General features: G+C 37.3%; 19 protein-coding genes. 12 read left to right on the top strand and 7 right to left on the bottom strand.

All coding sequences use genetic code 11. The features are described 5' to 3' along the window. Positions 1-39 precede the first annotated feature (39 nt). Together HU137_RS10230 and mnmE are read right to left on the bottom strand one after the other, a co-directional pair. Positions 40-1,131, bottom strand: a complete 1,092-nt coding sequence (locus tag HU137_RS10230) for a Fic family protein (protein WP_182043753.1) — start codon at positions 1,129-1,131, stop codon at positions 40-42. Between the two features lie 120 nt (positions 1,132-1,251). Beyond that, a complete protein-coding gene (gene mnmE / locus HU137_RS10225; RefSeq protein ID WP_182043752.1) occupies positions 1,252-2,640 on the bottom strand; it encodes a tRNA uridine-5-carboxymethylaminomethyl(34) synthesis GTPase MnmE in 1,389 nt (462 codons plus the stop codon). A gap of 115 nt (positions 2,641-2,755) precedes the next feature. Between mnmE and HU137_RS10220 the strand changes: the two genes are divergently transcribed. Continuing rightward, positions 2,756-3,190, top strand: a complete 435-nt coding sequence (locus tag HU137_RS10220) for a phage tail protein (RefSeq protein ID WP_182043751.1) — start codon at positions 2,756-2,758, stop codon at positions 3,188-3,190. On the opposite strand, the gene HU137_RS10215 is transcribed toward HU137_RS10220, so the two are convergent. Together HU137_RS10215 and HU137_RS10210 are read right to left on the bottom strand one after the other, a co-directional pair. Continuing rightward, positions 3,182-3,838, bottom strand: coding sequence for a metal-dependent transcriptional regulator (locus tag HU137_RS10215; RefSeq protein WP_182043750.1), 657 nt, complete (start codon positions 3,836-3,838; stop codon positions 3,182-3,184). The genes HU137_RS10220 and HU137_RS10215 overlap by 9 nt on opposite strands. A gap of 9 nt (positions 3,839-3,847) precedes the next feature. Next, the gene (locus HU137_RS10210; protein WP_182043749.1) at positions 3,848-5,086 is read right to left on the bottom strand and encodes a metallophosphoesterase; all 1,239 of its coding nucleotides are present in this window, start codon (positions 5,084-5,086) and stop codon (positions 3,848-3,850) included. A 115-nt stretch (positions 5,087-5,201) separates the two neighbouring features. Here HU137_RS10210 and HU137_RS10205 point away from each other — a divergent pair, with 115 nt between their 5' ends. The 6 genes from HU137_RS10205 to HU137_RS10180 all read left to right on the top strand — a co-directional run bounded on the left by HU137_RS10205 (position 5,202) and on the right by HU137_RS10180 (position 12,832). Then, on the top strand, positions 5,202-6,611 hold the full coding sequence (locus tag HU137_RS10205; protein ID WP_182043748.1) for an alkaline phosphatase: 1,410 nt from the start codon (positions 5,202-5,204) through the stop codon (positions 6,609-6,611). Between the two features lie 111 nt (positions 6,612-6,722). Continuing rightward, positions 6,723-7,277 carry a hypothetical protein gene (locus tag HU137_RS10200; protein WP_182043747.1) on the top strand — a complete coding sequence of 185 codons (555 nt, stop codon included), beginning with the start codon at positions 6,723-6,725 and terminating at the stop codon, positions 7,275-7,277. 71 nt (positions 7,278-7,348) lie between these two features. After that, complete coding sequence (locus HU137_RS10195) at positions 7,349-8,893, top strand: flotillin family protein (protein WP_394367612.1); 1,545 nt, start codon at positions 7,349-7,351, stop codon at positions 8,891-8,893. A gap of 49 nt (positions 8,894-8,942) precedes the next feature. After that, the gene (locus HU137_RS10190; protein ID WP_182043745.1) at positions 8,943-9,488 is read left to right on the top strand and encodes a hypothetical protein; all 546 of its coding nucleotides are present in this window, start codon (positions 8,943-8,945) and stop codon (positions 9,486-9,488) included. A gap of 18 nt (positions 9,489-9,506) precedes the next feature. Beyond that, positions 9,507-10,529: a WD40/YVTN/BNR-like repeat-containing protein gene (locus tag HU137_RS10185; RefSeq protein ID WP_182043744.1), complete on the top strand. Its 1,023-nt coding sequence runs from the start codon at positions 9,507-9,509 to the stop codon at positions 10,527-10,529. A gap of 17 nt (positions 10,530-10,546) precedes the next feature. Continuing rightward, positions 10,547-12,832, top strand: a complete 2,286-nt coding sequence (locus HU137_RS10180; RefSeq protein WP_182043743.1) for a hypothetical protein — start codon at positions 10,547-10,549, stop codon at positions 12,830-12,832. 58 nt (positions 12,833-12,890) lie between these two features. Here HU137_RS10180 and HU137_RS10175 read toward each other — a convergent pair whose 3' ends face one another. Next, on the bottom strand, positions 12,891-15,689 hold the full coding sequence (locus tag HU137_RS10175; RefSeq protein ID WP_182043742.1) for a GH92 family glycosyl hydrolase: 2,799 nt from the start codon (positions 15,687-15,689) through the stop codon (positions 12,891-12,893). Between the two features lie 75 nt (positions 15,690-15,764). Here HU137_RS10175 and HU137_RS10170 point away from each other — a divergent pair, with 75 nt between their 5' ends. Beyond that, positions 15,765-16,517, top strand: a complete 753-nt coding sequence (locus tag HU137_RS10170) for an SDR family NAD(P)-dependent oxidoreductase (RefSeq protein WP_182043741.1) — start codon at positions 15,765-15,767, stop codon at positions 16,515-16,517. Positions 16,518-16,544: 27 nt separating this feature from the next. Continuing rightward, on the top strand, positions 16,545-17,414 hold the full coding sequence (locus HU137_RS10165; RefSeq protein WP_182043740.1) for an alpha/beta hydrolase: 870 nt from the start codon (positions 16,545-16,547) through the stop codon (positions 17,412-17,414). Here the strand turns inward: HU137_RS10165 and HU137_RS10160 are convergent. Both HU137_RS10160 and HU137_RS10155 read right to left on the bottom strand, forming a co-directional pair. After that, positions 17,402-18,427 carry a quinone-dependent dihydroorotate dehydrogenase gene (locus HU137_RS10160; RefSeq protein ID WP_182043739.1) on the bottom strand — a complete coding sequence of 342 codons (1,026 nt, stop codon included), beginning with the start codon at positions 18,425-18,427 and terminating at the stop codon, positions 17,402-17,404. The genes HU137_RS10165 and HU137_RS10160 overlap by 13 nt on opposite strands. A gap of 100 nt (positions 18,428-18,527) precedes the next feature. Beyond that, positions 18,528-19,268, bottom strand: a complete 741-nt coding sequence (locus HU137_RS10155) for an SDR family NAD(P)-dependent oxidoreductase (RefSeq protein ID WP_182043738.1) — start codon at positions 19,266-19,268, stop codon at positions 18,528-18,530. Positions 19,269-19,685: 417 nt separating this feature from the next. Between HU137_RS10155 and HU137_RS10150 the strand changes: the two genes are divergently transcribed. The 3 genes from HU137_RS10150 (at position 19,686) to HU137_RS10140 (ending at position 22,701) form a co-directional block, all read left to right on the top strand. Further along, on the top strand, positions 19,686-20,891 hold the full coding sequence (locus HU137_RS10150) for an RsmB/NOP family class I SAM-dependent RNA methyltransferase (RefSeq protein WP_182043737.1): 1,206 nt from the start codon (positions 19,686-19,688) through the stop codon (positions 20,889-20,891). Positions 20,892-20,900: 9 nt separating this feature from the next. After that, the gene (locus tag HU137_RS10145) at positions 20,901-21,410 is read left to right on the top strand and encodes a tetratricopeptide repeat protein (RefSeq protein ID WP_182043736.1); all 510 of its coding nucleotides are present in this window, start codon (positions 20,901-20,903) and stop codon (positions 21,408-21,410) included. Between the two features lie 133 nt (positions 21,411-21,543). Then, positions 21,544-22,701: a homogentisate 1,2-dioxygenase gene (locus tag HU137_RS10140; protein ID WP_182043735.1), complete on the top strand. Its 1,158-nt coding sequence runs from the start codon at positions 21,544-21,546 to the stop codon at positions 22,699-22,701. Positions 22,702-22,731 lie beyond the last annotated feature (30 nt).

Below are 22,731 nucleotides of genomic sequence, written 5' to 3'. Positions count from 1 at the left end.
GCGAAAATATTGGCTAAAATCGGAAAAATTAAGGATTGATTATTTTAGCAAATAATGTGTGCTTCTTCCGCCTGAACCTGCTTTGATTAAAATTTCCTTATCTACTAAATCATTTATATCTCTTAATGCAGTATCTTGTGAGGACTTAGTTATTTTCGCCCATTTAGACGTTGTTAGATTGCCTTTAAAGTTATCTAATAGTTTATTCAATACAATTCTTTGGCGTTCGTTTATAGCTGTATTTTCGTGGTTATTCCAAAATTCCGTTTTATATAGAATTTTTTGAAATATAGTTTCGGTTTCTACCAATGCATTTTTTAAACAATGAAGAAACCAAACCAACCATTCTGTAATATCGCCCGAACTATGCTGAACTTTTTGTAATACTGCAAAATACTGTTTTCGTTCTATTAAAATTTGATTGGACATACTATAAAAACGTTCAGAACTCTTATCAGAACGAGCCAACATTAAATCGGTTATTGCTCTTGCAATACGACCGTTTCCGTCATCAAATGGATGGATAATGATAAACCAAAAATGTGCAATTGCCGCTTTTAAAACTGGGTCAATTTCATTTTCTTCATTGAACCATTTGAGAAATTTAAACATTTCAGCATCCATCAATTGGGGAGAAGGTGCTTCATAATGAATCTTTTCTTTGCCCATTGCTCCCGATACAACAACCATTTCACCTGTTCTATATGTGCCAACTTGTATTTTATACATTCCACTTCTACCTGATGGAAAAAGTGCAGAATGCCAACCAAAAAGACGGTCTTCCGTAAGTGGTTGCATATAATATTGAGTAGCATCTAACATCATTTCTACCACACCCTCAACATCCCGACTACTTGGGACCAATCCTGCGACATCCATTCCTAAACGTCTTGCAATAGAGGAACGGACTTGGTCATAATTGAGTTGTTCTCCCTCAATTTCAGATGATTTTACGACATCAAGCGTTAGTGTTGTAAGATTGGTTTCTTCTTTTATGTAAAAACCTAAAGAATTCATTTGACCTAAAATTCTTCCTTGCAGATTTCGGACTTCTCCAAATATGCCATTTATGACATTATCCTGCCATGTAAAATTTGTCCAATCCTTATTTTGATGGATATATCTTGCCACAATTCTGAATTATGCAGTGAATATACATATTATTCTCCTTAAATTTGCGGTGATTAAAGTGTTTTTTCTCCGCAAAGGGAATAGCTGATAATATTATTTGATACTATCAATATACCAAACTTACTTCCCGATACAAAACTTCCCGAAAATCGTTCCCAAAATATCCTGATCCACATCGATTTGTCCCGTGATAGAGCCGATGTGTTTCAAAGTCTCCCGAAGATGAAATGCCAATAAATCTCCCGTTAATCCCATCTTCATTCCCGACTCTACACTTTCTAAAGATTCCATTGCATTTTGAAGTGCTTCTTTGTGACGGAGATTGGTAATGATCACCGCATTTTCATCGACACCCGATTTAATGGAATTCACCAATTCTGACTTTAATTTATCAAAATTAAAACCCGTTTTAACCGAAATCCCGAAATGATGCATGTTTGGATAGTGATCTTGAAGATATTTTTCAAATCGATCGGTGGCCCAGTCGTTTTTATCGATTTTGCTCAAAAGACTGAAAACAATTTTGTCTTGTAATTCTGATTCCAATTCGCGAAGCAAATCAATATCCTCTTCATAGAGATGCAAAACGATTTTCGCTTGTCTGATTTTTTCTTTCGCTTTTTCAACTCCGATGGCCTCGATCACATCTTCCGTTTCCCGTATTCCGGCCGTATCGATGAACCGAAAAGTGATCCCATCAATGGTGATCGTTTCTTCAATCGTATCACGAGTCGTACCGGCGATATCACTAACGATGGCGCGTTCTTCGTTCAGAAGTGCGTTGAGCAAAGTTGATTTTCCGGCGTTGGGTTTACCGATGATCGCCACCGGAACACCATTTTTGATCGCATTTCCGTATTCGAAAGTTGCCAATAAATTTCGAATTTTATATTTCAAATTTTGAATCAATTCTTCCAATTCGCTACGATTTGCAAATTCCACATCTTCTTCCGAAAAATCCAATTCCAGTTCGATCAAAGCCGTAAAATTGATCAATTCTTCTCTCAAATCTTTTAATTCAGTTGAAATCCCACCTCTCATTTGGTTGAGCGCGACTTGATGGGAAGCCTTATTTTCTGCAGAAATCAAATCTGCAACAGCCTCCGCTTGTGACAAATCAATTCGACCATTTAAAAACGCGCGTTGGGTAAATTCGCCTGGTTCCGCCAATCTCGCTCCTTTTTGAATCAATAAATCGATGATGGCTTGCTGAATAAAAGGAGATCCATGGCAATTGATTTCCACCAAATCCTCTGCAGTAAAAGTTTTGGGTGCTTTAAAAATGGCAACCATTACTTCATCTATATTGGTTACATTCTTTTGCGTTTCCTGTTTTGTATCTACGATAAATCCATATTGTACCGTATGAGAATCAACTTTTGTCAAGTCTTTTCCTTTAAATATTTGGTTGACAAGGGAAATGGAATCCGGACCGGAAATGCGGATGATTCCAAGAGCGCCAACACCCTGAGCCGTTGCAGTAGCACAAATCGTATCGTTTTGAAACATTTGGCAAAATTAAGAATTATTTACGGGTGAATTTTTAAAAACAAGAATTAGTCGCTCAGGGTAAAATGGGTTGAGAAAAAAGCTTATATTTAACTCAAAACTAAAACGATACATCATGCATGACAAATTCATCAACCGCTATAATTTTTTGGTAGATTGGGGAGGCAAACAAATAGGTGTTTCAGAAATTTCAGGACTCAATATCGAAATCGAACCCATATTAGTTCGAAATGGCGACTTCAGAGAAGGTACGGAAATGATCATCCCTGGTCAGAAAAACTATTCGGAAGTTATTTTCAAAAGAGCAATTTCAAAAAGCGACAACGATTTTTACAACTGGATCAGCACTAAAGATTTAGGCACAATAGAAAGACGAAATATTACGATTAAATTACTAAACGAAAAGCAAGAACCGGTAGTGATGTGGAAACTAAAAAACTGTTTTCCTACGAAATATTTGGGACCTATCCTTCAAGCAAATGATTCTAAAATTGCAATCGAATCTTTGGTAATTGTACATGAAGGATTGACTATAGAGCATTTAGATTGATTTTTCTACCAATAGTTTTTCAGATACTTTTGAACTTAAAACCTCAATTTCACCATTGAACCTTACGGTCATGTTTTGATCAAATTTTTCTTTTTCCAAAATCTCGATTTGGATCTCCAACGTGATATTTTTTGAATTCAAATACTTTAAAAAATCATCGTTAGAATGAGTTACAGCGACCAATTTCACCATGTCGCCCGGCTCAAATTGACTTAAAGTTTCATAAGTATTCCACCTGATCACGCCTGAAGCATCTGGAATCGGCGAACCATGAGGGTCAACCGTCGGAAAATCAAGCAATTCGTCCATTTTTGCAAAAAATTTAGGCGAATGGATATGCTCGATTTGCTCAGCAACTTCATGCACTTCTTCCCAACCAAAACCCATTTTCTCCACCAGAAACATTTCAGTTAAGCGGTGTTTTCTGATGATGGAAAGTGCTTCTTTTGTACCCGATGCTGTCAATTGAATCGGTTTATAGGATTCGTAATTTAAAAAACCTTTTGCAGCTAATTTTTTTACCATGCTGTTAACCGTCGGCATTTTGATATGCAAAGATTCGCTTAATTCTTTTACCGTTACTTCTCCAGATTTCTCTGAAAGATTAAACATGGCTTTTAAATAATTTTCTTCCGTAAATGAATTCATGCTGCCAAATTACGAATTTGATTTCTTCTTTAATTCAAGAAGGGTAATTTCCGGCCAAATCCCTACTCTACCCGGATAAGCATGAAAACCAAATCCGCGGTTTACGTACAAATAGCGATTGGCGGTGTGGTACAGTCCTGCCCAATATTTGTAAACATATTCCGCCGGACTCCATTTGATCCATCCCGGAATCTCTATCCCAAACTGCATCCCATGCGTATGACCACTTAATGTCAATTGATAATTCATCGCATTTTCCCTAACTTGAACCTCCCAGTGAGATGGATCATGTGACAAAAGGACTTTAAAATCAGTCGGTTGCAAACTATCTGAAGCCTTTTTCAAATCTCCATATTTCTGAAATCTTCCGGCTCCCCAATTTTCAATCCCAACCAATTTGATCTCTGAATGTTCATTTTTCAATGAAACCGATTCATTTAACAATAATTTGAATCCAATTTTAGGAAAAATGGCCTTGATTTTTTGAAAATTCAAATTCCTTTCTTTTTCTGAATTCCAAGTAGAATAATCACCATAATCATGGTTTCCTAAAACCGAATACTTACCAAATTTAGGATTTTTTATCTCTGAAAACATCTCGATCCAGTCGTCCATTTCATACGCAAAATTATTGACCAAATCTCCCGTAAAAACCAACAAATCAAAATCCTGATCGTTGATCAAATCGATACCATGCTGGATTTTCTCCCGATGATCAAAACTACCGCTATGAATGTCAGACAATTGCATGATTTTCATCCCATCAAACTCCTCCGGCAAATCATCAAAATAAACCGTTTGTTTGATCACTTTATAATTGAAACGACCTTGAACGATACCATATAAAACGGAAATAAATGGAATTGATGCAGCTCCAAGCGCAATTGTACTTAAAAATTTACGTCGAGTTGGCAACAATTGCGCATCAGCGCCGGCACTTCCCGAACAGAAATTAAAAATACCGGTAAATACCCTCAAAATATCTTCGCCCATTAAGAAAACTGCAATGACCGCTTTAGGTAAATAAACCAATAACAATAATCCGGATGCCGTTAAAAATTGTCGGTTTTGACCGATGGATCGATCAAAATTATAAAAAGTAACGATGATAAAAACCAAAATCAAAACAGAAACCAAAAGATATCCTCTTTGCAACCAACGGTTGTCAAAAAGGGTTTTAAACGCTTGGAAAGCGTACCATTCAATCAATAAAATGACTCCAAAAAAAACCAACCAACGCATCCTCATTCTATTTCATTTCTTCACCACAAATAAACAAGAAATTTCATAAAGACATTCATTCTTAATTGAAATTTAACGAGAAGAAACTTCAAAATTTTTACCTTTCGGCCAATTTATAATTATGGACAGAAGAAAATTTTTTAAATATGGTAGTTTAGCTGCTGCAGGAACAGCCATCCTTTCACCGATTGATGTTTTCGGAAAAGAAATCGATTACGTAAACAAAGGTGGTACAGCAAAAAACATCATCATGCTCATCAGCGATGGTATGAGTACCGGGACGCTCAATATGGCCGATTTGTATCTCAACCGAATTCATGGAAAAAGTTCCACTTGGATGTCTTTGTACAAAGAAAATAAAGTTTCCCGCGCATTGATGGATACGGCTTCGGCAAGTTCCATCGTAACTGATTCTGCTGCTGCAAGTTCAGCATTTGGAGGTGGGATCAGGGTTAAAAACGGATCGCTGAACATCAGTCCAAATGGAAAAGAAAATCTACCCATTTGGCAAAAGTTTAAACAAAAAGGTAAAAAAGCAGGTTGCGTTACAACCGTTCCGATTACACATGCTACGCCGGCAGGATTTTGTGTTTACAATGACAGCCGAAATGCCCAGTCTGAAATAGCGGAAGAATATTTAAAACAAGGATTTGATGTTTTGATGGGCGGTGGTGACCAATATTTTAATTCGCAAAAAAGAAAGGACCGAAAAAATATTTATGAGGAATATGAAAAAAAGGGCTACAAAGTTGTAAAATCTAGAGGTCAATTGATGAATTCTCCAAATGACAAACCGCTTTTGGGTGTATTTGATCATGATGGACTGCCTTTCACCATCGACCGAAATTCCTCAAAAGAATTAGAAAATAAAATTCCTACACTTGCTGAAATGACCCAAAAAGCCATCGATTGTATGAAAACTCATCCAAAAGGTTTTGTTTTACAAGTAGAAGGTGGAAAAGTGGACTGGGCGGCTCACGCCAACGATATTGCCGGACTGATTCACGACCAAATTGCTTTTGATGAAGCACTGAAAGTTGCCATGGATTTTGCAGAAAAAGATGGAAACACATTGGTCATCGTAACCACAGATCATGGAAATGCCAATCCGGGTGTTATTTATGGGAAAAATGCCAACGAAAATTTTGAAAGTTTACAGCAATATTCCCATACCAATGAATATTTACTCAACCAAATCCATCCAGATTCTTCTGAAAAACAAATCAAAGAATTGGTAGAGCAAGAAAATGGATTTTCTCTAAATTCTGAAGAGATCAAATTGATTAAATCTTATTACAGTGGTTTGGTAAAAGAAGATGGATTGTACAATTATAAAAATTTACCTTTTAAAACTTTTTCTGAAATCCAAAAAAACCATAATTCCATAGGATGGATCAGCATGGATCATTCGGCTGATTATGTAGAATTGGCGATGTTTGGACCGGGAAGTGAAAATTTAAAACCATTTATTAAAAACACAGATATTCATTATTTCATGCTGGAAGCAGCTGGAATTGAAAATAAATTTTGACATTTTTCTGATTCAGTTTCAATTGTTTAGGTTAATGAAACTCTATTGAAATGTTAAAGAATTCAAAAAAATGTTTTAACTTGCGGATTCTTAAAGGGTAAATTTTTGGGTATGCTAGATTGGTTCTATGGATTAACTTCACCTGAACAGGTTTTTTGGGCATTGGCTATCATTGCATCCACTATTTTTTTGTTCATACTCATCAGCACTTTTGCTGGTGGTGATGCAGAAACTGACGTTAATTTGGATGGTGCAGGATTTCAATTTTTCACCTTTAAAAATTGTGTAGCATTTTTCGCCATATTTGGTTGGGTTGGTATCGCTTGCCTTCACCAAGGTTATGGTTTGATAACCTCTACCATCATTGCTTCAGTTTGTGGTTTCATCATGATGGGCATCATGGCTGCATTATTTTATTATGTAAACAAAATGTCGGAAAGCGGAACATTGGAATACCAGAATGCTGTCAATGCAACCGGAGAAGTTTATTTGGAAGTAGGAAAAAACAGATCAAAAGCCGGAAAAGTCCAAATTAACGTCCAAGGAACCCTAAGAGAAATGACTGCCATTACAGATTTAGACACAGATATAAAAAGAGGAACTTTAGTTAAAGTTGAGTCCGTAACAGAAAACGGCGTATTGATAATTAAACCACTTTCCCTATGATTTATACCGTTATTTTTTCACAATCCAACAGTTTAGCCCAATTCGCAGGAATCATTGGGTTGATTGTCGCCATGTTGTTTGTGATCGTTATGTTTTTTTCCATCATCAGACGTTACAAACGTTGTCCTTCTGACCGGATTTTAGTTGTATATGGAAAAACCGGAAAAGGACAATCTGCCAAATGTATCCATGGTGGTGCAGCTTTTATCTGGCCGGTCATTCAGGATTATGAATTTCTGGATTTGACGCCGATGTCCATTGAAGTAAATTTGACCAATGCTCTGAGCCGACAGAACATCCGTGTCAATGTCCCTTCTCGCTTTACGATCGGAATTTCTACAGATCCCGGTGTGATGCAAAATGCTGCCGAACGTTTATTGGGTCTGGGATTACAAAACATTCAAGATTTAGCTCAAGAAATTATTTTTGGCCAATTGCGTTTGGTGGTAGCTTCCATGGATATCGAGGAAATCAATTCTGACCGTGATAAATTCTTACAAAACATTACCGATAACGTTGAAGCAGAATTACAAAAAGTTGGTTTAAAATTAATCAACGTAAACATTACGGACATTCAGGATGAATCTGGTTATATCGAAGCACTTGGAAAAGAAGCTGCAGCTCATGCGATCAATGCTGCCAAAATTTCGGTTGCCGAAAAAAACAGAGACGGAGCCATCGGTGAGGCAAATGCGCAACAAGATGAAAGAACGAGGGTTTCGAGTTTGTTTGCACAAGCTAAAATTGGTGAAACACTTGCTGAACAAAACGAACGTACGCAAGTTGCCGCTTCTTTGGCCGAAGCCAAAATTGGGGAAGCCAATGCTTTTCAAAACGAAAGAATTCAAATTGCAGCTGCCAATGCCAAAGCAGTTGAAGGAGAGAATTTAGCCAAAATCGAAATCGCAGAATCAGATGCATTGCGAAGACAAAAACAAGCGGAAGCAGAAAAACTAGCTTCGGCATCTGAAAAAGTACAAAGCGCTCGAGCTTTACAAGAAGCTTATGAAGCAGAGCAATTGGCAGAAAACAAACGGGCAGAAAGAGACAAGGCCACCCAACATGCCAATGTCGTGATACCGGCAGAAATCGCAAAAAGTAAATTGGTCATCGAAGCAGAAGCAGAAGCAGAAATGATCCGCCAAAAAGCAAAAGGTGAAGCAGATGCGATTCTTTTGAAAAAAGAAGCAGAAGCAAAAGGACTCTATGAAATCCTCACCAAACAAGCCCAAGGTTTGGAACAGATCGTAAAATCAGCCGGTGATGACCCGAAAGATGCAGTATTGTTATTGATTGCGGATAAATTACCGGAATTGGTAAAAACACAATCAGAAGCCATCAAAAATATCAAAATCGATAAGGTTACGGTTTGGGATGGAAATGGAAACAACGCAGACGGAAAAACCTCAACTGCCAATTTTATTTCCGGTATTTATAAAGCCGTTCCGCCGCTTGAAGATATGTTCAATATGGCTGGAATGCAATTGCCTTCATATCTGAAAGGAGAAGAAAAAAATGAAATTGCGCCAACTCAACCTATCCCTCCTACTCAAAACTTAAGCAAGACAGACTCAACTGAAGAGAAAGATTTGTCAGATGACAATGTAGCCCAATAAAGCTGTGTTGTCCAAATTATTATTGTTTTTATAAAAAAATAACTGTTGTATGCTTGATTGGTTTGAAATATTAAATTGGTACGAACAGGTACTTTGGATCTTGTCCATCGTATCTACTTTTATATTTTTCTACCAAATTATTTCCACCATCATCAAAAGAAAGCCCGATAAAAAAAGAAAATACATTTTTTCCAATTTTCTGGCATTTAAAAACATTGCGGCGTTTTTCTCCATGTTTGGTTGGGTCAGTATTTCAAGTCTTTACCAAGGATTTGGCTTATCTACATCTCTGATTATAGGTGTCTTAAGTGGAATAATTTTGATGGCGGTGATGTCTGTTCTGTTTTATTTCATTCAAAAATTAAAACAAAATCAAACCCCAGAAGCCACTCAAAATGTCAATTCGATCGGAGAAGTCATCAGTGATATAGGAAGAAAAAGAAGCAGTTCCGGTAAAATTCAAATCCATATCAATGGTGTATTGAAAATCATGGATGCCATGACCGACTTTGACCATGATGTGAAATCCGGCACCAAAATACGAGTCGATTCTGTCACTTCTACCGGTATTTTTATCGTAAAACCCATGCTTTAAACCTACAACCAAAAAAACATGAAAAAAAAACTCCTAACCATTTTCACCTTAAGCCTTCTCAGTTTTTCGTATGCACAACAAATTAAAATTCTCAATTTAGATAAACCAACTGTTTCTTTCCGCGGACTTTCAGTTGTAGACAATTATGTGCTCTGGGTAAGTGGTACAAATGGGACAATCGGTGTAAGTTATAATGCCGGAAAAACATTCAACTGGATCAATTTAGATCAATACAAAGAATTGGATTTTCGTTCCATTTACGCATTGGATGCCATGAATGTCATCGCAGTTGCAATAGGCTCACCCGGTATCATCATCAAATCAACTGACGGAGGAGCCAATTGGAAAGAAGTGTACAAAGATGAATCGCCAGAAGTGTTTTTGGACGCCATCGATTTCTCGGTATACAATCAGAATTTAGGTGTTGTAGTAGGGGATCCCATAAATGGCGAACCTTATGTTTTAAAAACCGTGGATGGAGGAGATACTTGGAAAAAAGTTGACCCAAAAAATCTACCGGTTTTTGCCAAAGGAGAAGCTTTTTTTGCGGCGAGTAATTCCAATGTAAAACTTTTGGACGAAAATACTTTTATCGCAGTTACAGGCGGTGAACATTCTTCCATTATGTACAATTCCGTACCACCGGTAAAAGTAGCCTTGCCAAAATCTGAATCCAAAATGGCCGGCGCAAATGGACTCGATTATTATTCATTGGAAAATTTTGGATTGATTGTTGGAGGAGATTTCGAGAAGCCCAATTCTTCTGAAAACAATTTATTTGTTTTCGAATTGAAAGAAATGAAAACCCCGATCATCTCCACTCCAGTAAGTTCACCCAAAGGCTACAAAAGCGGTGTAAGTATTTTAAACGGAACTCATGCACTGGTATGCGGATTGACAGGCGTTGACATAACGAAAGATCGAGGTCAAAACTGGACCAACATCAGCGGTACCGGTTACCATAGTTGCAAAAAAGCAAAAAATGGCAACAAAGTATACCTGACCGGACCAAATGGAAGGATTGGCTACTATCAAGAATAGCCCAATATCTAAACAAAATGAAATTGAACTTCAAGCCCAAAAAAAAATACCTATACTGGATCGGCGGATTTTTTCTGGTTTTAATCCTTTTTCATTTTGGTATCAATTTTTGGATCAAAGCAAAAGTTCCAGCCATCATAGAGGAAAGAAATGATACGGCTTATGAATTTACTTATGAAAATTTAAGTTTTTCTTTATTGACCAATAGTTTGTCGCTAGAGGGAATCAGCATCAAGCCCAAAGAAAATTTCCCTGAAAAAGTTCCAATTGATTTCGAAGCAAAAGTCGGAGAAATCAACGTTGTGGGCGTAAACTTCATTAAACTACTAAGAAAAAAGAATTTAAGTGCTTATTCCATCCAAATCAATCGCCCCGAAATCACTTATTTTCAACCCATTGAAAAAGACACAACCAAAAGTTCTTCCAAACTGGGGACGGTCATTCAAGTCAGCAACTTCGGGATCCATGATGGATTTTTTACAATGTTTGCCCAAGACCGAAAAACCAAAATCTCTCAAATCGATAATCTCGATATCGAATTGGATGGTGTGAATCTTTCTGAAAGAACTTTGGAAAAAAACATTCCTTTCACCTACTCTACTTTTGAATTGACTTGCGGTGAGGTTTTCTTCCAATTGAATCCATCACAAGAATTAAAAAGCAATAGTTTCAAAATCAACAACAACTTATTTATCCTCAATGGATTCAAAATCAACACCATTGACAGCCTTACTCACCTAAAACCCAATTCTAAACCTTATCGCTTTTTACCTGAAGTAAAAGCACCAACTGTGACGTTTACAGGTTTGGATTGGCATTTTGATCATAGAGAAAATTTTAATTTCAAAGCTTTGACCTTAAAGTTTGATTCGGTAGATGTTCATATTCAAAATAAAAACGAACTTCCTGCAGAAATTGAAAAGGATTTTGGGAATTTAATTCCATTTAAATTGGATATAGGAAAAGTTCTAATCAACGATTCACGTTTGCGCATACAAAATACACTTGATGCCAAAAATCTAAATGTTCAAATCGAATCGATCAAAAATGAAATAGGAAAAAAACTAACCGTCGAGAATTTCATCATCGAACACCCGCAAGTCACTACTTTTTCAGGAAAAAACAAAGAAAAAACAAATAAAACAGCCAAAACGATCTTCAGAGATATCATTCAATTAAAAAAATTGGAAATCAAAAATGCCGATTTTAAACTGAATCAGCTTCAAAACCAAAAAAATATTTTGGCTGTAAATCAAGTGAATTTTTTGATGGAAAACATCGAAATGAATCCTCAAACCTTTTCAGAGCAAATCCCAATCATTTATAAAACCGTTCAATTTTCTGCCAAAAATTTGGACTATCATCCCAATTCGGTTTATCAATTAAAATCCCAAAACATTTCATTTGAAAAGGATGATTTTAAATTGAATCAATTTGAAATGAAACCCAAAATTTCACGAAGACAATTTGTCAATAGTTTGAAAAAAGAAAAAGATTTGTACACTATTACCGCAAAATCAATTGGGATTTCAGATTTAGACTTTGGTTTTCAAGGAAATGATTTGTTCTTTAAAATCCCTCAAATGGATTTGGAAACGGTTCATGCCAATGTTTTCCGAAGTAAAATCCCGCCAGATGATTTAAAAAAGAAATTATTATACAGTAAATTGCTTCGGGATTTGCCGATTATTCTGGAAGTAAAAAACATCGATTTAAAAAATTCTCAAGTCGAATATGAAGAAGAAACACTAGAAAGTTCAGGAGCCGGAAAATTGACTTTCTCTAATTTCAATGCCAACATCCAAAATGTTTACAGCGGACGTCAAAAATCAAGTGTTCCGGATGTAAAAGCGGATATTACAACCAATTTTATGAAAGACTCCAAACTCACTGCTATTTGGACTTTTAATCCCATGAATCGGACGGAAAAATTCAATATCAAAGGAAGCATTTTCAATTTCGATGCCCGGAAGATGACACCTTTCATCAAACCTTATCTTCATGCTACAGTAGAAGGAAATATGCGGGAAGTACGTTTTAATTTTACAGGAAATGATGTGAATGCAAGCGGTGATTTTGGTGTGAAATATGATGATCTGAAAGTTACTCTTTACAATAAAGACACTGGAAAAGTCCGGAAAGTAATGTCCACACTTGGAAATTTTGTCGTGAAATCCAATACCAAAGACCAATACAAAGAAGAACGCATCGAAACCGTTACGCGTAACCAAGACCGTTCCTTTTTTAATTTCTTCTGGAATTGCGTTCAGCAAGGTTTAAAACAAACCGTTTTGGTGATTTAATTTAACCGTCATTGCGAGGTACGAAGCAATCTTACGCCATACACCTAAACTCAAATTATTATTCAACCAAAATCTCATCCACAAAAATATAAGCAGGTTCTCCTGCGCTGATGTGTGATTCCGGAAGCTCCCCATAATTTTCGGCAATAACTTTTATATATCTTGCCGTCGTTTTCCCATCCACTTTCAGCGTTTCGATTTGGAGTTTTTCATCTTCCGGTTTTACCGAAGTTTCGATTTCACCCAATAATTGGAAATTCTTTCCATCTGTTGAAGTATAAACTTTCATACTTTTCGGCATCAGAATCCAGGGACGCGCATCCTGTAAAAAGTTGGCAGAAACAAAAGAAATTTCGGTCATTTTTTTCAAATCGATTACCGCTTCAAAATCCGTCCCCTGATAACCTTGCCAATCCCCTTTCCGCCAATTCTCCGTTCCTTGAATTCCATCAAGCAAAGCTTCCGGCGCATCGGCCGTATACAACGGATGCACTTTTGATTTGATTTGAATCGAATAATCATGAGGACGTTTGTAAAACTGTGCGGAAACGATTTTACTTTTTACGCCGTCTCTTTCAATATACGATGAAAGTTCCGATGTAGCGTAAATGGATACAGGATTTGAATATAAAGTATAGCCCAATTTATAAGTTACTCCATCAATATAATTAATGAAATAAATCGTATCCTCAGGATTCAACGATTTGATTTCCACGATCATTTCATCAGCAAATGAGCGATTTTTATATTGAAAATAAGGAACCGGAACGATCGGTTGTGGGTCTTTTTGAATCAACTTCTGGACATTTCCAAATCCCAAATTATGCAAATCTACCTTTGAAGTATTTTTTGTAATAATTTGAGACGTTCCATCCTCAAAATTGATTTTGATTTCATCGAAATAAGGTGTTGTCGTTTGCCAGCCTATTTCACCCGGCGTTACGGCATAAATCCCCATCGTACTTAAAATATACCAAGCGCTCATCTGTCCACAATCTTCATTCCCAATCAATCCATCGGGCGAGTTGGTATAAAAAGTATCGAGAATTTGATGCACTCTTTGTTTGGTTTTTTCCGGTTTCCCTACATAATTGTACAAATAAGCCACATGATGGCTCGGTTCATTTCCATGCGCATATTGGCCGATTAATCCCGTAATATCCACTTGATTTCGGCCGGTAGTTTGCGTTGGAAGTTTGAACAATTCATCCAATTTCTTTTCAAAATTTTTATTTCCTCCGTGAAATTGAATCAGTCCATAAATATCATGCGGAGCAAAAAATGAATAATGCCAGCTGTTTCCTTCCGTAAAATGATTGTTTACCTCTCGCCCATCAAAAGGCGTCAACCAAGCACCGTTTTTTTTGGGTCGAAATAATTTCGTTTCCGGATCAAAAAGATTTTTCCAACTCTGCGAGCGTTCCATAAAATAATGGTAATCTTCCATTTTTTGAAGTTTTAACGCCATTTGAGCTATACACCAATCGTCATACGCATATTCGACCGTTTTCGAAACGCTTTCATGTTCATCATCGATAGAAATAAATCCATTCTTTTTATAAGCTTCTAATCCCAAATGATTCAACATTGCAGAATGTTTGGAAGCTTCATATACTTTTTCATAATCAAATTCAAATCCTTTCATCATCGCATCTGCAATCACTGAAACCGAATGATAGCCGATCATGCAATCAGTCTCATTCGCAGCCAATTCCCAAACAGGAAGCCTTCCACCCTCTTCATATTGTCTGATAAATGTTTTGATAAAATCCACCGTACGTCTTTTTTGGATCAAAGTATAAAGCGGATGCGCCGCTCGGAATGTATCCCAAAGCGAGAAAACCGTGAAGTATTCAAAATCCTTCGCTTGATGAACTTTGAAATCCCGCCCCATGTATTTTCCATCCAAATCCTGAGCAACATTGGGCTGGAGCATCGTATGGTAAAGCGCTGTATAAAAAATGGTCAATTTATTTTTGTCGGTGGATTTTACTTCTATTTTGGATAATTCTTTGTTCCAAATTTCCTCAGCTTTGGTTTTAACCTTTTGAAAATCCCAGTCTTTGATCTCCATAGTATTTAATCTAGCGCCTTCAAAACCCGTAAAGGACAGCGAAACTTTTACCATAAGTTCATCGCCTTCTTTTACATTTCTAGAAATGATCAATCCATTGTCGATGATTTTACTCGCATAATTCAGGTTTTCCCAGTTTTGATGCGATTGTACCTTCCCGAAACTCATCGATTGGTTAAACTCAATTCTCGCCCAAATCTGTTGGTTGGTAGCCCAAGATTCACTTTTACGGTAAACTTCAATTGTTTTGTTATCAATAATTTTAATTTTTCCGTCCAATAATTTATCTCGGTGGTTCAAATCCAAAATGATATTGGCTTTTCCTTCTTTGTTGAATTTGTATTTATGAAACCCAACACGTGTTGAAGTCGTCAATTCAACATCCACATCGTATTTGTCCAAATGAACGCTGTAAAATCCGGCCGATGCTTTTTCATTTACATGGCTAAATCGAGACGAATATTCCGTTGGAACAAAAGATTCTACGCCCATCGTAGGCATCAATAAAATATCGCCATAGTCTGAAACTCCCGTTCCGCTTAGATGTGTATGTGAAAAACCATAAATCAAATTATCAGAATAATGATAACCGCTGCATCCATCCCAACTTCCATCAATGCGCGTATCGGGTGAGAGCTGTACCATCCCAAACGGCAAAGTCGCACCAGGAAAAGTATGTCCATGGCCTCCTGTTCCTATGAAAGGATTGACATATTGATGGTAATTTTGGGCCAATAAAATTAGGGGGAAAAAAATCAGTGAGAGAAAGTAATTTTTTTGCATTTCATAAGGTTATCTCTCAAAAATAGGAAAGAAAGCCTAAAAACGCTATACATTTGGAAATGAAATTTTAAAAATATGAAAACCGTATTGATTACCGGAGCCACTTCAGGAATCGGAAAAGCTACTGCAAAGAAATTGGCCAAAGACTTTCGTCTGATACTCTGTGGAAGAAGACAAGAGAAATTGGATGAATTGAAATCCGAATTGGAAAAAATTACCGAAATCACGACGTTGAACTTTGATGTCCGGAAAAAACATGAAGTTTTTAATGCTATTCAAAGTTTATCGGAAAACTTCAGACAAATCGATATCCTCATCAACAACGCTGGAAATGCGCATGGATTGGCGAGTTTTCAGGATGCTGATTTAGAAGATCTGGAAGCGATGATCCTGGGAAATACGCTGGGCATCATTTATGTCACCAAAGCGGTTTTGCCGTTTTTGACCAAAAATTCAGGACATATCGTGAATCTCTCTTCCATCGCCGGAAAAGAAGTCTACCCCAACGGAACGACGTATTGCGCATCCAAATTCGCAGTCGAAGCATTGAGCAAAGGAATGCGGATGGATTTGTTGAACGATGGAATCAAAGTCACGAACATTGCGCCCGGATTGGTCGAGACCGAATTTTCCATAGTTCGGTTCAAAGGTGATGAAGATCGATCCAAAACGGTTTATTCGGGTTATCAACCATTGAAGCCGGAAGATTTAGCGGAAACGATCTATTTTGCTTTGATGCAGCCGGAACACGTACAACTCGCTGACATTACAATTTTACCGAAAGCCCAGGCATCGGCTACACAGGTTCTAAAAAATATTTCTCTTTAGTTTTCGTTTTAATTGAAATCAATTCCGATGAAAAAATTTCAAATCTTATTTTATAGTTTTCTTTTACTTTCAATTTCTTCTTGTTCCAGTAATGACGACGAAGGAGGTTCTGAAAATCCGTCACTCGAAGCCGAAACACGGATGAATGTTGCTTATGGCTCAAATCCGCAGCAGGTTTATGATTTGTATTTACCGGCTAACCGAAATACTTCTGACACAAAACTGGTTTTTTTAATTCATGGCGGCGGATGGACCGGTGGAGATAAAAACGATATGATTGCGTTTGTGCAGTATATCCAAGCCAATCACCCTGATAAAGCCATTGTCAATGTGAATTATGTATTGGCAGACGAAACACATTTTGCATTCCCCAATCAATTTAACGACATCCAAGCCATCGTTCAAAAACTGACTTCTGAAAGGGAAGAACTGCAGATAAATCCGACTTTTGGGATGATTGGGACCAGTGCGGGAGCACATTTGGCGATGATGCACGATAGCAAATTTGACAACGGAAATCAAGTCGTGTTTGTGGCTGACATCGTCGGTCCCACCGATTTTAACGATCCTTTTTATGTGGATAATTTCCCAATCGAAGAACATTTGAATCAATTGGTGGATCAAAATGCTTATCCGGCCGGAACCGATTTTTTAACTGAATTGAGCCCGATTACGCATGTAGGAAATATGACTTCGCCAACTTGTATGTTTTATGGAACGGTCGATCCACTTGTTCCGGAAGAAAATGGGGAGAATATGAAGTTAAAATTGGATCAAAATGGAATCCAAAACGATTTACGCATTTACGAAGGAAGTCATGGAAATGATTGGAGCGTAGAAGCCTACACGGAACTTCAAACCATCATAGACAGCTATATCACCACTTATTTGGATTGAGAATCCAGAATTTTTCGGTTTATTTTTTTGACTAAACCCGGTCCTTCATAAATAAATCCGGTATAAATCTGAACCAAACTCGCACCGGCACTCAATTTTTCAATTGCATCTTCAGCCGAATGAATGCCACCGACACCGATGATTGGAAAAGCATTGTTACTTTTTTCTGAAAGAAATCGGATGACTTCGGTAGAACGTTTGGTCAATGGTTTTCCACTTAAACCACCTGTTTCTTTTTGATTTTTTGAGTCTAAATTTTCTCTTGAAATCGTTGTATTTGTTGCAATAACGCCAGAAATTTTTGTGGTTTTCACGATGTCGATGATGTCCCATAATTGTTCGTCGGTCAAATCCGGGGCAATTTTCAATAAAATGGGACGAATTTTCGGTTTCGATTCATTTTTCTTTTGCAATGCCAAAAGCAAATCGGTCAAGGGTTCTTTTTCTTGCAATTCACGTAAATTCGGCGTGTTGGGACTGCTGACATTGACCACAAAATAATCGACCACACTGTAAAGCGCATCAAAACAGAGTTCATAATCATGAATCGCCTGATCGTTTGGCGTCAGTTTATTTTTCCCGATGTTTCCACCGATCAAAACCTTTTGGTTCTTTCTCAATCGTTTGGCCGCTTCCCAAGCGCCATGGTTGTTAAAACCCATGCGGTTGATGATGCCTTTGTCTTTTTTCAGTCGAAACAATCTCGGTTTTTCGTTTCCAGGTTGGGATTTGGGTGTAACGGTTCCGATTTCGATGAATCCAAACCCCAAATGGGTGAGTTCTTTGTACAATTTGGCATCTTTGTCAAATCCGGCAGCCAATCCGACTGGATTTGGAAATTTCAACCCAAAAACTTCGCGTTCCAATTTTTCATTTTTCACGACAAAACAACTTCTCAAAATTTGGGAGACCAATGGAATTTTGCAACTCCATTTTAAAAAAGTAAAAGTAAAATGATGTACTTGTTCAGGGTCAAATAAAAACAATAATGGGCGAATGAAGATTTTGTACATCTGATAGAAAACTGTGGCAAAATTAAAAAAATAAACTTTGATTCTCTCGGAAAGAAAACCAAAGATTATGTTTGTTCCTTTCAAATTTTGAATCGAAAAATTATTTCGCCAAATAACCACCGTCAATCGGATAATAAGTTCCGGTTGCAAAAGAGGATTTTTCAGATGCTAACCAAAGCACCAATTCAGCAACTTCTTCTGCTTTTCCTAAACGTTGAAAAGCATGTTGGGTTTCTAAATATTTCAAAGTTTCTGAAGATAATTCATTTTCGATCAAGGGCGTTAGAATAAATCCCGGCCCTACAGCGTTGATGCGTACGTTTTCAGTTGCGTATTCCCATGCAGCAGTTTGTGTCAAACCCAAAACACCATGTTTAGCAGCTGCATAAGCAGAAGAATTGGCAAATCCAACCGCACCTAAGATCGACGCCATATTGATGATGCTACCTCCTACTTTTTTGATTTCAGGTATTTGATAGTGCATGCCATAAAATACGCCATTCAAATTGATATTAATTACTTTTTCCCAACCTTCTAAAGAAAGATCTGCTACTTTATTGGCTTCCCCACCTATACCGGCATTGTTGACCGCAATATGCAAAGCACCAAATTTCTCTACCGTTTTTTCTACCACCTTTTGATTGTCTTCAGGAGATGAAGCATCTGCTTTGATAAATAAAATATCACCGGAAAATTCTTTTTCTATTTCATTGCCCAAAGTTTCGTTTAAATCCGTCACCACGACCTTTGCTCCTTCTTTTACAAATAATTCTACACATGCTCTTCCTATTCCGGAAACGCCACCTGTGACAATGGCTACTTTGTTTACTAATGCTTTCATTTTATGTTTTTTAGTTTGAATTTATTTTTTCATTTCAATAATGTTCTTGAAACTTCTTAAAGGTTTTGGATAAGCTTAAATCAATCTTTAATGCTTAAATAAAATCAAAACCTATAATGATCTAGGCGTAAATTATTAGCTAAGGATTGATTACTGAAAGCAATTTAGGCATAAAAACAAACTAAATTTTAACGTTTTAAATATTTAGCTTTTTTTTAATAGCCCGGATGGCAGTGGCATCCTTTTTCCGGAGGCGAGATTTTTTGCCTTGGAAAAAGAGTGGAACGATAGTGAACTCCTTTTTCCAAGCAGCAAAAAACGAGAAAACGGAAAAAGATAGAACAGACAGCCGGATTGGCTTCAAAAATGCTTCGAAATTCTTCATTAAATCGTAGTTTTGCAGTCTAAATCGAATTGATGAAACTTCTTCCTTATAAAAATCTGTTCATCGGGATCACCGATACCTTGAACCAAGTTTTTTTTCATAACAAATATGCGGACCGGGAACTGGAAAGAACCTTAAAATCCAATCCGAAATGGGGCAGCAAAGACCGTGGCTTCATCGCTGAAACGGTCTATGATACGGTGCGATGGAAGCGGATGATCGAGGCTTCGATGGGAAAAGATGTGGCGGAAGACAATCTATGGGAGTTTGTGGGAACTTGGTTTGTGTTGCAAGATGAAAAATTACCTTTTTGGGATGAATTTAAAAAATTGAGTCCGAAAGAAATTTTGAAACGAAATCATGCGGCGACCGATAAAAATTTTGCGGTACGGGAGTCGATTCCGCAGTGGATGCATGATTTGGGCGAAAAAGAATTGGGCAACCAATGGAAAAAAGAAGTGGAAGCGATGAATATTCCTGCACCAACTGTACTTCGTGTAAATACCCTAAAGATTGACCGAAAAGGTCTGAAAAATGAATTACGGCAAGAAAGAATTGATACAGAAGTTTTATCAAAGTTTCCGGATGCTTTACAATTGAAAGAGAAAACGAATGTTTTCCGAACGCATTCTTTTAAAGACGGATTTTTTGAAATCCAAGATGCCGGATCACAATTGATTTCTCCGTATCTGAACGTAAAACCCGGAATGCGTGTAGTGGATGCTTGTGCAGGTGCGGGCGGAAAAACCTTACATCTCGCTGCTTTGATGGAAAATAAGGGACAGATTTATTCGCTCGACATTCACGAATGGAAATTACTCGAATTGAAAAAACGCGCCAAACGCGCCGGAGCGCAAAACATCCAAACCAAAGTAATTGATTCGACCAAAGTGATAAAAAAACTGGAAGGAACTGCCGACCGATTGCTCATAGATGCGCCTTGTAGCGGACTCGGTGTCATCAGCCGGAATCCTGATGCCAAATGGAAATTGAGTTTGGATTTTATAGAGTCGATACAAAAAGAACAAGAAAAAATCTTGAATGATTATTGTAAAATGGTCAAATCGGGCGGTGCGATGGTGTATGCGACTTGTTCTATTCTGCCAAGTGAAAATCAGCTTCAAGTAGAGAAATTCTTAAAAAACCATCCGGAATTTAAATTGGTTAGAGAAAAACAAATATTGCCTTCTCAGAGTGGATTTGATGGATTTTATATGGCGTATATGGAAAAAGTATAAATTTGTGAAATGCAAGACGTAGAGAATCTTTTTTTGGAGGTTGGCAAAGCCATCGATGATCGGGATATTTCCGTTGCCAAAGCACTTTTGGAAGAAATTCTACTCATCGATCCGGGTTATGGTCGTGCACATAATCATTTGGGTTGGATTTACGAAACCAAAATCAAAGATTTCAAACGCGCCAAACGCCATTATGAATTGGCCATTAAATTTTGCAAAGGTACTTATCCGGTTGTCTTTGTCAATTATGGTTATTTGTTGATTGAATTTGGAGATTTGGAGGAAGCCTTAAAAATCATTGAAGAAGGTCTTCTGGTTCCCGGCGCCGATAAAGCGACCTTATTTTACCAAAAAGGAAAAATCGCGGAACATCAACAAAATTATGCACAAGCTTTTCGCACCTATCAATTAGCTCAAAAAATGAATTTCAATAAAGATTTTCATACGATGTTGGTCAATGAAATGAATCGGGTTCAGCGTAAAATGGGATTTTGGGATAAATTGAAACTTTGGTTTTAATTAGAGCCAGTCTAAATTTCATCTAATTATTTAATGGATACTTAAAAGGTAATTTTCTATCGATCAAAAAATTGGACATCCTTTTTTTATCTTTCAAAGTTTGCGTATTTTTAGCCAAACAAAGCAAACTGAAATGAGATACCATAAATTAGGGGATATTCCAAAAAAAAGACACGTGGTTTTCAAAGATGAAAATGGGAAACACCGCTACGAACAATTGTTTGGAACAGAAGGGTTTTCTGGGGTTTCTTCTTTACTTTACCACATCCACCGACCTACGCAGATGATTCGTTTTGACGAACCTTATGACGTAAGTCCAAAGGCTGCCATAGAGAAAAACATCACACCGAGATTGGTTCAAGGGTTCAAAGCCAAACCGACGGATGATTTCCTCGAAGCCAGAACACCTTTGTTTTTCAATAATGATTTGATCATGGGAATTGCAGCTCCGCGTAAGTCCATGACCGATTATTTTTATAAAAACGGACAATGCGACGAAATGCTTTTCATCCACAAAGGAAGTGGAAAACTGAAAACATTTCTAGGTGATATTACATTTGAATATGGAGATTATTTGATCATTCCACGCGGAACAATTTACCAAATGGAATTTGATACAGAGGAAAATAAAATTCTTTATTTGGAATCCTTTTCTCCAATCGAAACACCAAGACGCTACCGCAATAAATACGGACAACTATTGGAGCATTCGCCATTTTGTGAACGTGACATCAAAGTTCCCGAATACGTGGAGCCAAAAAACGAAAAAGGTGAATTCCTCATCAAGGTTAAAAAAGCCGGAATGATCCATCCGATTACATATGCAACTCATCCATTTGATGTAGTAGGTTGGGATGGTTATTTTTATCCGTATGGATTTTCCATTCATAACTTTGAACCGATTACGGGAAGAATCCATCAACCACCTCCGATTCATCAAAATTTCGAGGGCAATAATTTTGTAATTTGTTCATTCTGCCCGCGTTTGTATGACTATCATCCGGACGCTGTTCCGGCTCCATATAACCATAGTAACATTGATTCGGAAGAAGTTTTGTATTATGTTGACGGTGATTTTATGAGTCGAAACCACATCGAACAAGGCTATTTTACACTACATCCGGGCGGAATCCCGCATGGCCCACATCCCGGAGCGATGGAGAGAAGCGTCGGTCAAAAGGAAACGGAAGAATTGGCTGTGATGGTAGATCCATTTCATCCTTTAAAATTGACACAAGCTGCATTGGATTTGGAGGATGATAGTTATAAAACGAGTTGGTTGGAAAATTGATTTAGATAGTAGATTTTAGACAAAAGAAAT

Source organism: Moheibacter lacus (assembly GCF_014042165.1).
GTDB classification, from domain to species: domain Bacteria; phylum Bacteroidota; class Bacteroidia; order Flavobacteriales; family Weeksellaceae; genus Moheibacter; species Moheibacter lacus.
Note: the sequence above shows the minus strand (reverse complement) of the source record. Positions and strands in the feature narration are given on the sequence as shown.

Coding starts and splice junctions, on each gene's coding strand:
- mnmE (WP_182043752.1), bottom strand. CDS start 2,640: ATGTTTCAAAACGATACGATTTGTGCTACTGCAACGGCTCAGGGTGTT.
- HU137_RS10220 (WP_182043751.1), top strand. CDS start 2,756: ATGCATGACAAATTCATCAACCGCTATAATTTTTTGGTAGATTGGGGA.
- HU137_RS10215 (WP_182043750.1), bottom strand. CDS start 3,838: ATGAATTCATTTACGGAAGAAAATTATTTAAAAGCCATGTTTAATCTT.
- HU137_RS10210 (WP_182043749.1), bottom strand. CDS start 5,086: ATGAGGATGCGTTGGTTGGTTTTTTTTGGAGTCATTTTATTGATTGAA.
- HU137_RS10205 (WP_182043748.1), top strand. CDS start 5,202: ATGGACAGAAGAAAATTTTTTAAATATGGTAGTTTAGCTGCTGCAGGA.
- HU137_RS10200 (WP_182043747.1), top strand. CDS start 6,723: ATGCTAGATTGGTTCTATGGATTAACTTCACCTGAACAGGTTTTTTGG.
- HU137_RS10195 (WP_394367612.1), top strand. CDS start 7,349: ATGTTGTTTGTGATCGTTATGTTTTTTTCCATCATCAGACGTTACAAA.
- HU137_RS10190 (WP_182043745.1), top strand. CDS start 8,943: ATGCTTGATTGGTTTGAAATATTAAATTGGTACGAACAGGTACTTTGG.
- HU137_RS10185 (WP_182043744.1), top strand. CDS start 9,507: ATGAAAAAAAAACTCCTAACCATTTTCACCTTAAGCCTTCTCAGTTTT.
- HU137_RS10180 (WP_182043743.1), top strand. CDS start 10,547: ATGAAATTGAACTTCAAGCCCAAAAAAAAATACCTATACTGGATCGGC.
- HU137_RS10175 (WP_182043742.1), bottom strand. CDS start 15,689: ATGCAAAAAAATTACTTTCTCTCACTGATTTTTTTCCCCCTAATTTTA.
- HU137_RS10170 (WP_182043741.1), top strand. CDS start 15,765: ATGAAAACCGTATTGATTACCGGAGCCACTTCAGGAATCGGAAAAGCT.
- HU137_RS10165 (WP_182043740.1), top strand. CDS start 16,545: ATGAAAAAATTTCAAATCTTATTTTATAGTTTTCTTTTACTTTCAATT.
- HU137_RS10160 (WP_182043739.1), bottom strand. CDS start 18,427: ATGTACAAAATCTTCATTCGCCCATTATTGTTTTTATTTGACCCTGAA.
- HU137_RS10155 (WP_182043738.1), bottom strand. CDS start 19,268: ATGAAAGCATTAGTAAACAAAGTAGCCATTGTCACAGGTGGCGTTTCC.
- HU137_RS10150 (WP_182043737.1), top strand. CDS start 19,686: ATGAAACTTCTTCCTTATAAAAATCTGTTCATCGGGATCACCGATACC.
- HU137_RS10145 (WP_182043736.1), top strand. CDS start 20,901: ATGCAAGACGTAGAGAATCTTTTTTTGGAGGTTGGCAAAGCCATCGAT.
- HU137_RS10140 (WP_182043735.1), top strand. CDS start 21,544: ATGAGATACCATAAATTAGGGGATATTCCAAAAAAAAGACACGTGGTT.